The sequence below is a fragment of the Agrobacterium sp. H141 genome (genome assembly GCF_057158725.1).
In genome coordinates this window covers 1,511,284-1,524,638 of record NZ_CM169893.1, presented here as the reverse complement: position 1 = coordinate 1,524,638, position 13,355 = coordinate 1,511,284, and the positions used below count along the sequence as shown (strand labels likewise).

The 13,355-nt window shown below is 59.8% G+C and carries 10 protein-coding genes; 3 read left to right on the top strand and 7 right to left on the bottom strand.

What is annotated here, in order from left to right; translation table 11 throughout:
- Window positions 1-91 precede the first annotated feature (91 nt).
- Window positions 92-1,435 carry an HD-GYP domain-containing protein gene (locus tag ACWPM9_RS06950; protein ID WP_484757204.1) on the top strand — a complete coding sequence of 448 codons (1,344 nt, stop codon included), beginning with the start codon at window positions 92-94 and terminating at the stop codon, window positions 1,433-1,435.
- A gap of 3 nt (window positions 1,436-1,438) precedes the next feature.
- Here ACWPM9_RS06950 and ACWPM9_RS06945 read toward each other — a convergent pair whose 3' ends face one another.
- The gene (locus ACWPM9_RS06945; protein WP_484757611.1) at window positions 1,439-1,870 is read right to left on the bottom strand and encodes an Lrp/AsnC family transcriptional regulator; all 432 of its coding nucleotides are present in this window, start codon (window positions 1,868-1,870) and stop codon (window positions 1,439-1,441) included.
- A 125-nt stretch (window positions 1,871-1,995) separates the two neighbouring features.
- On the opposite strand from ACWPM9_RS06945, the gene ACWPM9_RS06940 reads away from it, so the two are divergent.
- Together ACWPM9_RS06940 and ACWPM9_RS06935 are read left to right on the top strand one after the other, a co-directional pair.
- Window positions 1,996-3,114 (top strand): saccharopine dehydrogenase family protein, encoded by a 1,119-nt coding sequence (locus ACWPM9_RS06940; protein ID WP_484757203.1) that lies wholly within the window; start codon window positions 1,996-1,998, stop codon window positions 3,112-3,114.
- A 210-nt stretch (window positions 3,115-3,324) separates the two neighbouring features.
- Window positions 3,325-4,662, top strand: coding sequence for a putative bifunctional diguanylate cyclase/phosphodiesterase (locus tag ACWPM9_RS06935; RefSeq protein ID WP_484757202.1), 1,338 nt, complete (start codon window positions 3,325-3,327; stop codon window positions 4,660-4,662).
- Between the two features lie 72 nt (window positions 4,663-4,734).
- Here ACWPM9_RS06935 and ACWPM9_RS06930 read toward each other — a convergent pair whose 3' ends face one another.
- From ACWPM9_RS06930 to ACWPM9_RS06905, 6 genes are all read right to left on the bottom strand, one after another.
- Window positions 4,735-6,195, bottom strand: coding sequence for an aromatic amino acid transaminase (locus tag ACWPM9_RS06930; RefSeq protein ID WP_484757201.1), 1,461 nt, complete (start codon window positions 6,193-6,195; stop codon window positions 4,735-4,737).
- Between the two features lie 225 nt (window positions 6,196-6,420).
- Window positions 6,421-6,738 carry a BrnA antitoxin family protein gene (locus ACWPM9_RS06925; RefSeq protein ID WP_484757200.1) on the bottom strand — a complete coding sequence of 106 codons (318 nt, stop codon included), beginning with the start codon at window positions 6,736-6,738 and terminating at the stop codon, window positions 6,421-6,423.
- The gene (locus ACWPM9_RS06920) at window positions 6,714-6,998 is read right to left on the bottom strand and encodes a BrnT family toxin (protein ID WP_484757199.1); all 285 of its coding nucleotides are present in this window, start codon (window positions 6,996-6,998) and stop codon (window positions 6,714-6,716) included. Before ACWPM9_RS06920 ends, ACWPM9_RS06925 begins: the two co-directional genes overlap by 25 nt.
- Before the next feature lie 121 nt (window positions 6,999-7,119).
- Window positions 7,120-9,681 (bottom strand): GcvT family protein, encoded by a 2,562-nt coding sequence (locus ACWPM9_RS06915; RefSeq protein ID WP_484757198.1) that lies wholly within the window; start codon window positions 9,679-9,681, stop codon window positions 7,120-7,122.
- Window positions 9,682-9,909: 228 nt separating this feature from the next.
- Window positions 9,910-11,601: a methyl-accepting chemotaxis protein gene (locus ACWPM9_RS06910; RefSeq protein ID WP_484757197.1), complete on the bottom strand. Its 1,692-nt coding sequence runs from the start codon at window positions 11,599-11,601 to the stop codon at window positions 9,910-9,912.
- Between the two features lie 278 nt (window positions 11,602-11,879).
- Window positions 11,880-13,343, bottom strand: a complete 1,464-nt coding sequence (locus ACWPM9_RS06905; protein ID WP_484757196.1) for a protein adenylyltransferase SelO — start codon at window positions 13,341-13,343, stop codon at window positions 11,880-11,882.
- Window positions 13,344-13,355 lie beyond the last annotated feature (12 nt).

Sequence of the window (13,355 nt, the reverse complement as noted above, 5' to 3'; positions counted from 1 at the left end):
GAGTGCCACGCCACCTCGAGGCTAGTTCCTCCTGCCCTACATACCCGGTATTAACCCGATCATCGGATAATGGCCGAAACGGGAAAAGCCCATGACACAAGAGATCCGACTGGCCGAAATCATCGAGGCGCTGAGCCACGCACTGGACCTGACCGAAGGCCAGCCGCCCGGCCATTGTATTCGCTGCTGTTATATCGGCATGAAGATCGGTTCAGCACTTGGACTGCCGGAAGACGCGCTGCAGGATCTGTTTTACACCCTTCTGCTCAAGGACCTCGGCTGCTCGTCCAATGCGGCGCGGATTTGCGAGCTTTATCTGACGGATGATTTGAAGTTCAAGAAGGACTTCAAACTGGTCGACGGCTCCTTTCCGCAGGTTCTGCGTTTCGTGCTTTCCCATACAGCCATGGAAACAAATCTTGCCGAGCGCTTCCGCAGCCTGCTGACCATTTTCAAGAACGGCGCTGAAATCTCGACCACGCTGATCCAGACCCGCTGCCAGCGCGGGGCCGAAATCGCCCGGCAGATGCGGTTTTCTGAAGAGGTGGCACAGGGCATTCTCGATCTTGACGAACATTTCGATGGTGGAGGCAAGCCCAACGGTATTTCCGGCGAGACACTGCATATCTTCGCGCGCATCGCCCTGCTGGCCCAGGTGGTCGATGTCTTCTTCATCGATGCGGGGCCGCAAGCTGCGATGGCCGAGGCATTGAAACGCTCCGGCACATGGTTCGATCCACGGGTGGTCGATGCCTTCATGGTCGTCGCAACCGAGGAATTCTGGCCTCACCTTGCCTCGCCCGACCTGGAGCAGGTCGTGCTCGGCTCCGAACCAGGTCGTAAGGCCTTGATGGCCGACGAGGACTATCTCGACGATATCGCTGCCGGCTTTGCCCGCGTGATCGATGCCAAAAGCCCCTATACCTCGGGTCATAGCGATCGCGTGGCCCTTTTCACGGACATGATCGCCGAACAATTGGACATGCCCATCGCGGAACGCCGCCGCCTGCAACGTGCAGCACTCCTGCACGATATCGGCAAGCTCGGGGTCTCCAGCAGCGTACTCGACAAGCCCGGCAAGCTGGACAATGACGAGTGGGGCCAGATGAAGCGGCATGCCGAATTTTCCGAAACCATTCTGTCGCGCATCACAGCCTTTGCCGATCTTGCCAGGATTGGCGGCGCGCATCATGAAAAGCTGGACGGCAGCGGCTACCCCCGCGGTATCAAGGGCGATGACATCACCATGGAAACGCGCATTGTCTCGACAGCAGATGTCTTCGATGCGCTGACCGCCGACAGGCCTTACCGCGAAGCAATGCCGGTGGCCAAGGCTCTTGCCATCCTTTGGGAAGGGGCTGGAAAATCCCACGACCCGATCTGTATCGAGGCGCTGGAACGCGCACTTGAAAAGGCCGAACTCGCGGCCGCCTGACACCTATCGCGAGATCCGCGTCGACAGGATGATCGACGACAAGGTGCGCTCCACCCCGGAAATTTCGCCGATCACATCGATCAACCGGTCGAGATCGGCAATCGAGGGAGCGGCAATGATCGCAATCAGGTCAAAGGTACCGCTCACCGAATGCAACGTGGTGACCTCGCGGATCGCCGAAAGCTCCGATGTCACCTGGGCAAGCGATTTCGGCGCAATGGTAATCAGCACATGGGCGCGCACCAGACCCGACAGATAGGCTTCTGACAGTTTCACCGCATAGCCGGCGACAACGCCTTCTCGCTCCAGCCGCTCAAGCCGCGTCTGGACTGTCGTGCGTGACAATGACAGCCGCCGCGCCAGCTCTGCGACGGGCATACGGGCATTTTCACTAAGAAGCGCCAGCAATGCGCGGTCGTGATCGGTGATCTGCATAATGGTCAAACCCTACGTCATATCGATAAATTCTATAGGTCAAATCGTATAAAACGTCACTAGGAATCGACATCTCCCACGCGCACACTGAGGGCATTGAAAATCAGGCCAGAAGGGAACTATCCATGAGCACGGACACCCCAAAAGAGATCGTCGTCATTGGCGCGGGCAAGATTGGCGGCGCCATTGCGCTGATGCTGGCCGCAAGCGGCGACTACCACGTCACAGTCGCCGACCGCAGCGCCGAGCAGCTTTCGGGCCTCGACAGCCACGATGCCCTCTCCACCGCCGAACTGGATATCACCGACGGCGGCGCTCTGACCCGATTGCTCTCCGGAAAGTTCGCGGTGCTCTCTGCCGCCCCCTTCCATCTGACCGGCGCGATTGCCGAAGCCGCCGCCACGGCGGGCACCCATTATCTCGACCTCACCGAAGACGTCGCCACCACACGGAAGGTCGAGGCACTGGCCGATGGCGCCGATTGCGCGCTCATTCCGCAATGCGGCCTCGCCCCCGGCTTCATTTCCATCGTCGCCCACGATCTGGCGAAGAATTTCGACAAGCTGGACAGTCTGCGCATGCGCGTAGGGGCGCTGCCGCAATATCCGTCCAATGCGTTGAACTATAACCTCACCTGGTCGACCGACGGACTGATCAACGAATATATCGAGCCCTGCGAAGCCATCGTGGAAGGCCGCATGATCACGGTGCCGGCCATGGAAGAACGCGAGGAATTTTCGCTGGATGGTGTAACCTATGAGGCCTTCAACACCTCCGGCGGCCTCGGCACACTGGCTCGAACGCTCGAAGGCAAGGTGCGCACCATGAATTACCGCACCATCCGCTATCCCGGCCATCAGGCCATCATGCGGGCGCTGCTGAACGACCTCAACCTGAAGAACCGCCGCGACGTGCTGAAGGACCTGTTCGAGAACGCCCTCCCCGCCACCATGCAGGACGTCGTGGTCATCTTCGTGACCGCCTGCGGCTGGAAGGACGGTCGCTATCTTCAGGAAACCTATGCCAACAAGGTCTATGCAGGCGTTGTCGCCGGCAAAAAGATGAGCGCCATCCAGATCACAACAGCCTCAGGCATCTGCGCAGTCCTCGATCTTCTGGCCAACGGCACCCTGCCGCAGAAGGGGTTTGTGCGACAGGAAGAGATTGCGCTGGACGCCTTTCTGGCGAACCGCTTCGGCAGCGTCTACGACCCGGAGATTGCGGGGATGAAGAAGGCCGGTTGAGTTTCTCCGGAGGGGCGGTCGACGGCAGCAGCCGCGGCCGCCATGTCTGCCTTTCCCTGCTTCACCAAAAGTCTGAACAATTTGATCATCTAAATAGAGGTTTTCTTTAGCGGACTAAGTTAGGCGTTCCTGAATTTCGACCTCCTGCCGGCATTGTGCTGGCGCGCATGGGCGGTGGATCCAGAGCGTTTGGGCAGGATTGAGCGGGATATGATCGGTAAGAGCAGCGCGGAGCACAAGGTCGCTCGGGTGATTCACGTCTATCAAGGCGTATCGCTTGGCGTGGCTGTCCTCGCATTCTTCTGGACCGTGCTCTTCGTCGTTAACGGCCTCCCGCTCATGGCGCTGGCCGAGTTCTGCCCCGTCGTCACCGCGCTTGTCTGCTTCGTTCTCGTCACCCGCAGACACTTCGACCTATTCCTGCTTGTCGCACAGATCAGTTTCTTCATCTTCATCATCGGCTTCAGCCTGATGTTCGACCTGCCGCAGAATGGCGCGCCCCGCGCCACATATCTCTTTCTGCCGGTTCTCGGCATGCTCGCCTATATCAACCACTTGCGCCGCCACTCCAGGATGCAGCTGTCGGTCATCGCCGCCAGCCTTGTCGCCTTCGTCGTCCTGTGTGGGGCCGACCTGCGGCTGCCTTTCGCGCAGCCGATGCCGCCAGAGCTGCATCGGCCCTACATCTGGCTCAATTCGACCGTGGCGGCCATCATGTTCTGCGGCACGATCTACGCCCTGCAGCAGCGTCTGGCCGTCCCCCGCGGCATCGCTCGCGATCTTGTGGCAGCGCTTCGGCATGGCGGGCTCAGCCTTGCCTACCAGCCCCAGACCGACCGACACGGCCATATCCTCGGTGCGGAAGCGCTTCTGCGCTGGAACCATCCGACCCGCGGCCCGGTCTCGCCCGGCACCTTCATTCCCGCCGCCGAGGAAATGGGCCTGATGCCGATGATCGGCACCTTCGTGCTGGAACAGGCGCTGGAAACACTCGCCCGCTGGCAGGCCGATCCCAAGCTCAGCTCGCTTAGGCTCTCCGTCAATGTCAGCGCCAGCCAATTCAACGAAGACGATTTCGAAGCGACGTTGCATGGCCTTCTCGACCGCTATCACATCGATCCGACACGCCTGCGCCTGGAGCTGACCGAAAGCGTGCTGATTGCGGGACTTGAACCCGTCGCTGCAAAAATGATTGCGCTGAAAAAGCTTGGCCTCACCTTCTCGCTCGACGATTTCGGCACCGGCTTTTCCTCGCTGGCCTATCTGCGCCGTCTGCCGGTGAGCGAACTCAAGATCGACCGCAGCTTCGTCGCCACAGTCGCCGAAAACGACCGCGATGCCGCCCTTGTGCGCTCGATCAGGGCTATTGCCACCGATCTCGGTCTCGAAACCGTGGCCGAAGGGGTGGAAAACCCGGCCCAACTCGCCTTTCTCTTGACGACCGGCTGTCGGATCTTCCAGGGCTACCTCTTCGGTCGCCCTGCCCCGCGCCTCGACTTTGAAACCGCCGTCAAGGCCGAGCCCGTGCCACAAATCCGGATCGCCTGAGCCATAGGCTGAACGGCCCTGACGACCGCGACCCGTCTATGCGGCACACTCTGCGACGGCGACAGAAAGCTGCTAAATGCAGCCTTCCGCCTTCAGCGCTGCAACGATTGCCTCTGCATCATCGGTGCCCATGCCGGCAATGTTCATGCGACCGGAATTGGCCATATAGACGGCGTGGTTGGTGCGAAGGGCAATCGCCTGCTCCTTGGCCATGGACAGCGTCGAAAACAGTCCGCGCTGATCGCGGATAAAGGCAAGCGACGGATGGGCGCTGGCCAGAGATGCACGGTTGCCATTGACCCGCGCGCACATTTCCAGAAGCTCTTCTTTCCAGATCGCCACGAGTTCCGGACGCTCCAGCACGATGCGCACGATGGCCGCTCCATGATCCGGTGGCATCGACCAGGACACGCGGGCGAGCATGGACATGCCGCTCATGGCATTGACGGCGGTTGCGCCATCGCGCGAGAGCACATAGAGCGCGCCGACGCGGTCGCGATAGACGCCGAAATTCTTGTCGCAGGAATAGGCAACCAGCGCCTCGTCGACGGCCTCAAGCACCATGCGGGTTCCGGCAGCATCTTCATCCAGGCCAAGGCCAAGACCCTGATAGGCAAGATCGATGAAGGGGATCAGGCCCTTTTCTACGACGAGCGCGGTCACGTCCTTCCACTGGTCGAGCGACAGATCGATGCCGGTCGGGTTCTGGCAGCAGCCATGCAGCAGCACCACATCGCCCTTGGCAGCGCCCTTTAGCGCATCCATCATCTTGTCGAATTCAAGCCTCTGGCTTTCAAGGTCGATATAGCCATAGGTCTTGATGGTGAGGCCTGCCGCTGTAAAGATCGGCTGATGGTTCGGCCAGGTCGGCGTGCCGACCCAGATCGTCGCACCCGGCTTGGCAGCCGCGATCAGGTCCGCACCGAGCCGCAGCGCCCCGGTGCCACCGGGCGTCTGGATGCCGCAGAGCCGGTCGCCGAAGGGGTCTGCCTTGCCGAAGATGATCGGCTCCAAGAGCGTGACGAAACCGAGATCGCCTTCAGGGCCGAGATATTTCTTGCTTTCCTGCGTCTCATGCAGGATCGCCTCGGCCTTCTTCACGGCGCGCATCACCGGCGTATTGCCCTGGGCATCGCGGTAGACGCCGACGCCAAGGTCGATCTTGCCCGCGCGCGGATCCTGCTGGAAGGCCTGGATCAGCGCCAGAAGGGCGTCGGGAGCTTGGGCGGAAAGGGCATCGAACATCATGGTCTCCGGATCATATCGACAGGCGCCGTGTGCGAGGGTGCATGAAAGCCCCGCGACGCCGCCGGGACCGGAGAAAAGCGATACAGACATTGCCGGGGGGATGGCAAGGGCGATGTTGGTGTTTGGGGGTAGCGATTGGGGTGGTGGCATCTGCTCCGCCGCGAGCGGTACGGCTGAAAGCGATAGCCCCATCGCCCTCACCGGCTTGCGCACAGTCCCAAACTCGGGAGTGCCATTTTCGCCCAGTGCCTTGTAGAGGCTCTTTCGACCGATGCCCGCTCCCACGAAAAACTTGAAAAGACACCCCACCCGACAACCACAAAGTGGAGGATTAGGAGGCTCAGCATAGCAATACACAAAAGCACCATCTGCCGGGCAATAGCTAAACGATGCACAGACATCTATCCACACACGGAGGCTGTGGCCTTCTCAAGGCAACGACGTCAAGACAAGCCTGCAATCAAAAGAATGCGCGGCCTCTCAACCAACGGCCTCATTGTCCCTCCCCCCTCAAATCCCGACCGCCTTGCGCAGCGCCGCGTTCAGGCGCCCCTGCCAGCCCTTGCCGGTCTCGCGGAACTTGGCGATGACGTCTTCGTCGAGCCTCAGCGTGATCTGCTTTTTGGGATGCGCCACCGCTGGGCGACCGCGCGAGCGGCGGTGGTTATCCATGGCCTCGAAGAAGGCAGGTGGCAAGATCTCCGGCGCCGGGCGCATACGCGCCAGTTCGTCGTCACTCAGTTCCGGAAACTCGACCGCATCCCAGTCTTCGCGGTCATAACCGCGACCAGTCTCGAATGTCTTCAGTGTCTTGCCTTTGGTGGCCATGGGAGCCTCCTTCTCTCTCTGTCGCTTGCCGGGCGAAAGCTGATGATCGATATGGCTTCCGATCCGAGGATGGCGAAGATAACGGCTGCCGTTCCGTCACGGAAATATCCGATCGCCTTCAGTCGTCGCCGGCCATCCGCATCCGGCCTGCCGTCTTCGACAACGGCATGCTCCCAATCAAGTTCGCTGACGTCGGCGAAGTCGAAACCATGCTTTTCAAGGTTGGCACGCCGCTTGGGCTCATCCCAGACGATCTTCATGATTAAATGTAGCTACATTTAACAGCTATTTCAAGACAGACGCATCAAGATGCGTGAACGTAAAAAACCCGCCGGTCTCTCGACCGACGGGTCCATAACCCTCTGAGCGGACCGCCCCGCCTCAGCTGCGTGGCTTCAAATTCTCCGGATCATACAGCGGCTTGTAACCGACGGCCGCCACTTCCACCGGATAGGTCTCCGAGAAATACTCCACCTGCAATGTCCGACCCACCTCGCAATAGGCATGCGGCAGGTAAGCGAGCATGATATTCTTGCCGATGGTCGGGCCGTAAGCGACCGACGTTGTGTAGGAAATACGGCCCAGCTCGTCGACCAGCGTCTTGCCGGTGTCCGGATCCATGACCGGCATCGATCCGACGGGATAGCGCTTCACGCCACGGGCATCCGTGTTCTCCGTCATCACCAGTGTGCACAGCATCGCCGGCTGATGGGGCCTAGCCTTGTATTCCAGATGCTTGGCCTTGCCGCGAAAATCGGCCTCCTTGACCTTTGGACGGGCGAGATCCGCCTCGATCAGGTTATACTGGGTCAGAAGGTCGGCATTCTGCAGCCGCAGGCTTTTCTCCATGCGGCGCGAATTGGCATAGGTCTCGACGCCAACCGGCATAACCCCGGTTTCGCGAAGCGCGTCCCAGACGGCCAGCCCGTCTTCGTATTTCATATGCAGTTCCCAGCCCTGCTCGCCGACATAGGAAAGCCGGAAGGCAGACACGGTCTTGCCGGCAATCAGGATCGGCTTGATAGCAGCAAAGGGGAAGTTTTCGATGTCGAGACCTGCGGGATCAGAGACCACCTTCTTCAGCGTGTCGCGGGCATTCGGGCCCCAGATGCCGATGGTGATATACTTCTCCGTCACGTCGGTAATGGTAACATCGAAGCCCTTATCCTCGGCGGTGCGCTTCATGTAGTGAAGGTCGCGCGGGCCGGCATCGGCACCGTTGATCAGCCGGCAGCGGTCTTCCATACGGATGACGGTAAAATCGGCCCGCACCATGCCCTCGTCGTCGAGGAAGTGGGTATAGATGCCCTTGCCGATATTGTTGTCGCCGCCGATCTTGGCCGCACACAGCCATTCCAGCAGTGCCACGTGATCGGGCCCCTCGATATCGACCATATGGAAATGGCTGAGATTGATGATACCGCAATCCTCAGACAGCGCCAGATGCTCGGCATTGGAGACGCGCCAGAAGTGGCGGTTGTCCCACTCGTTTTCGCGCACCGGAACCTTGTCGCCATATTTTTCCAGCAAGGCATCGTTGGATGCATAGCCATGGGCGCGCTCCCAGCCGCCCAGCTCCATGAAGTGGCCGCCCAACGCCTTTTCACGCTCGTAGAATGGCGAGCGCTTCACGCCACGGCTGGACGCATAGGGCTCGCGCGGATGCACGGCCGGGAAGTAGATCTTCTGCGCGGCCTCGTAGGCGCGATCGGCGATAAACTCTTCCGTCAGCTGGTGCGGATAAAAACGGGCATAGTCGATCGAGTTATGGTCGATCTCGGTGCGGCCATCGGTCATCCAGTCGGCAATCAGCTTGCCGTAGCCGGGACCGTCCTTGACCCAGATGGCGACGCAATACCAGAGACCGCGCACCTTCTGGCTTTCGCCGCAGGAGGCTCCGCCGGCAGCAGAGACCTGCAACAAGCCGTTGAAGGAGTGGCTCTCATTATAGCCGAGCTCGCCGAGGATCGGCGTCAGTTCCATCGCCTTCTCAAGCGGCTCGAGGATCTGCTCCATATCCAGATCGCGCTGTGACGGCGAAAGCCGCGCCTCGTGCTTTTCCAAGAGTTCGCGCGGATGGCACATGCGCGGATTGGTCTGCTCGTAATAGCCCCACTCGATCTGGCCGCCTTCGGTGGTCTTCGGGTCGCCGGTGTCGCGCATATAGGCGGAGTTGCCCTGATCGCGCAAAAGCGGAAAGCCGATTTCCTTGCCGGTGCCTTCGAACTCGTTATAGGGACCGAAGAAGGTCAGCGGATGATCGACCGGCATGACGGGCAAGTCCTCGCCCACCATCTCGGCAATCAGGCGGCCCCAAAGTCCGGCACAGACGATGACGTGATCGGCCATGATGGTGCCGCGATGGGTGACGACGCCCTTGATCCGGCCACCCTCGACGATCAGGGATTTTGCCGGCGTATTGCCGAACATCTGAAGCTTGCCGGACTTTTCGGCCGCATCTACCAGCTTGCCGGCAACCGTCTGCGAGCGCGGGATGACGAGACCGGCGTCGGGATCGAACATGCCGCCCTGCACCTGGTCTTCCTCGATCAGCGGGAACATGGCCTTGATTTCGGCTGGATCGACCAGTCGCACATTGGTGCCAAAGGCCTTGCCCGAGGTGACCTTGCGCTTGATCTCTTCCATCCAGGCGTCGTCGCCGGTGCGCGCCACTTCCAGGCCGCCAATGCGGGCGTAATGGCCCATCTTCTCGTAGAAATCGATCGAGTATTGCGTGGTCCAGACCGACAGATAGTCGTGGCTGGTGGTGTAGCAGAAGTCGGACGCATGGGCCGTCGAGCCGATATCGGTCGGAATGCCCGACTTGTCGATACCGACGATATCGTCCCAGCCGCGCTCGATCAGATGATGCGCAATCGAGGCACCGACGATGCCCCCGAGACCGATGATGACGACTTTTGCCTTGGTGGGAAACTCTGCCATAGCCTCGAATATCCTGAATGCCGGAGTGGAAAATCAAGGCCGGATATTAGGGCGAGGCCGATGCGCAAAACAGCCTGTCTGCGACATAGATGATCAGGGAGACGACGAGCAGCGATTGGCATTTTCAGTCGTTATCGTGTCACCGCCTGTCACCGCGGAGGCATGATCTGATCGTCGGCGGAGAGCAGACCGCACACGCCCCGCAAAAAGGCGTGTGCGTGGCATGCATCAGGATGCTTGGCGAAGAGGCGGTTGGCGGTGCCCGGCAGCACGGTCACGCACCTTGAAGCGGCGGATCAATTGCGACAATGCGTTCGCCTCGTCGGACAGGTTCCGGGAGGCCGCATTGGCTTCTTCGACTGTAGCTGCGGTCTTCTGGCTCCCCTGATCGACTGCGTTGATCGCATGGTTGATCGACTGGATGGCAGTTGCCTGATCGGCGTTACCAAGCGAGATTGCCTTGACTTCCTCGTCCATCGCCATGACCTGATCGGCAATCCGGCTCAGCGCCGTTCCGGTGTCGTTGACGAGATCGACGCCGGATGCGACGGCGACGCCGGATTCCTTGATCAGCGACTTGATCTCCTTGGCAGCGCCCGCCGAGCGCTGGGCAAGCTCTCGCACTTCCTGTGCGACCACCGCAAAACCCTTGCCGGCCTCACCTGCACGCGCAGCTTCGACGCCGGCATTGAGTGCAAGCAGATTCGTCTGGAATGCGATTTCATCGATCACGCCGATGATATTGGTGATCTGTCCAGCCGACGCGTCGATCCGCTTCATCGCCTCTATTGCATTGGTGACGATCGCGCTGGAGGTTTCCGCATTTTTGCGGGTTTCCTCAACCATGCCGCTTGCCTTGGCGGAGCGACGGCTGGCATCGTTCACGGAGTTGGTGATGTCACCGAGAGCAGCCGCCGTTTCTTCGACTGAAGCTGCCTGCTGTTCGGCCCCCCGTGCGATCTGATCGGAGACCGACATGATCACCTGCGCATTGGTGGCAAGCGCGTCGGACGAGTGGATAATCGCCTCCACGGTCGCCTCCAGCGCCCGGGCCGCAGAGTTGAAATCTTGCTTGGTCTGCTCCAGTGCTTTGTCGATGTCCTGGCTGATCTCGATGGTCAGATCACCGGCTGCAAGGTCGCTGATCGCCTTGCCGATCATCTCGACTGCCACCATGCGCGAGGTGATGTCGGTCGCAACCTTTATCACCCGGTAAACCTTGCCACGGCTGTTGAACATCGGCGTATAAGCCGCCTGAATCCAGACCTGATTGCCACCTTTGCCGATGCGAATGAAATTGTCGGCGATGAACTCGCCTGCACGCAGACGCTCCCAGAACTTGTCGTAGTCAGAGGTTGCAACATAGTCTTTCTGGCAGAACATCCGATGATGCTTGCCGATGATCTCATTTTGATCGTAACCCATGGTCTTGCAGAAATTGGTGTTGGCGTTGACGATCGTGCCATCCACCTCGAATTCGATGATCGCCTGCGATTCACCGATCGCTCGGATGCGGTTGGCGTCGTGCAGCGCAACAATCTTCGACTGGGTGATGTCGCTGGCAACCTTCAGAATGCTCTGCACCTTGCTGCCGCGCATGACCGGGTTGTAGGAGGCCTCGATCCAGACATCCGCACCGCTCTTGTTGATCCGGCGAAACTGTCCCTGCTTGAATTTGCCACTCGCCAGATCACGCCAGAAGGTCTGGTAGTCGGGTGAAGAGGTAATGGCCTCCTCACAGAACAGGCGGTGATGCTTGCCCACGATTTCGTTGAGCTCGTAGCCTAAGGCCCGACAGAAATTCTCGTTTGCGTCGAGAATAACCCCGTCCGGCGAAAACCAGATCAAGGCTTGCGAACGCGACAGCGCGTCCATGTCATTACGATAGGAAGAACGACCAGACCTTGAAAAGAATGACATTTTACGTGGCTCCAAATTTTCTATAAATTTAGAGGCAACTAATTAAAAAAACAAAAATAATTCGGCAAGATTCAATTCAAGCGTGCATATAGAGGAGATGGCGCCCCGCAATGCCTGACGTCTCGCTTCTGCGCCAAACGCTCGGGCCTCCAGCGGGCACCGATGGCCGCACATCTCCCCCTTAACTCTGCAAGTCCAAGCGAATGGAAACACCACTGTGCGACGCGTGGCTCCGCGCTCACAGCCGGCTTGCATAACTCCTGCTGCCAGTCATCTCCTCAGGTTCCGCAAAATGTCCGGGTCACCCGCTCCTCGGGCGCAGGCGGCACCCGCAAATCGTCATAGGCGACGTCATCGACATAAGGCCGTTGCAACGCGGTCGTCAGGCGCTCGAAGAAAGAAAAATCATTATAGGTCGCGGCCTGAATGGCCTCTTCGATGCGGTGATTGCGCGGAATCAGCGCCGGATTGACGGCATCCATCGCGGACTGGATCTGCTCCGGTGGGCCTTGCCCGTCGATACGCCGACGCCATAATGAAAGCCAAACGGCGAAATCGTCACCATTGCCAAGAAGCACACGCAAAGCCTCTTCCCCGGCACCGCCGGCGACTTTTCCAAGCGCTCTGAATGTGAGCGTGAAATCGGCACTCGACCGATGCATCAAGCCAAGCAATCCGTTCACCAGATCAAGATCGCCTTCGGCCTCACCGTGAAGACCAAGCTTTGCGCGAAACGCCGATAGCCATCGATCCTGAAACACCCGGCCAAACTCCACCAGCGCCGCATTGGCAGTTTCGACGGCCTTTTCCTCATTGTCGTCCAGCAGCGGCAGCAGGCATTCCGCCAACCGCGCAAGGTTCCACTGGCCAATGCCCGGCTGGTTGCCATAGGCATATCGTCCCTGCCGGTCGATCGAGGAGAACACCTTGCCCGGATCATATTCATCGAGAAAGGCGCAAGGGCCAAAGTCGATCGTCTCGCCGGAGATCGCCATATTGTCGGTATTCATCACCCCGTGAATGAAGCCAACCGACATCCAGCGCGCAATCAGCCCGGCCTGTCGCGCGGCAATGGCATTGAGAAGTGCGCAATAGGGTGCAGATTGCGTCTTCGCCTCCGGATAGTGCCGGTCAAGGACATGATCGGCCAGCGCCTTCACCGCGTCGCCATCGCCGCGCGAGGCAAACAGCTGAAATGTACCGACACGGATATGACTGGCGGCAACGCGGGTAAACACCGCGCCGGCCAGCAGGGTCTCGCGATAGATATCCTCGCCCGTTAAAACGGCAGCAAGCGCCCTGGTGGTGGGGATGCCAAGCGCAGACATTGCCTCCGACACGATATATTCGCGCAACACCGGCCCCAACGCCGCACGACCGTCACCATTGCGCGAAAACGGCGTTTCGCCGGCCCCCTTGAGCTGGATGTCGCGCCGTTGACCTTTGCTGTCCACCACCTCGCCCATGAGGATCGCCCGGCCATCGCCAAGCTGTGGATTGAATTGTCCGAACTGATGCCCGGCATAGGCCATGGCAATGGAGGCCGCCCCCTCGGGCAATACATTGCCGGAAAAAATGCCCGCCAGTTCGTCATCAGAAAGCCCCGCAAGGTCGAGCCCCAATTCATCGGCCAACGGACGATTGACCCGGATCAACTCCGGCTTCGACACAATAGCCGGCGCAACGGGGCGGAACATCCGATCCGGCAAACGGGTATAGGAATTGTCGAAGGCAATCTGCATGTGGCTGTCCCT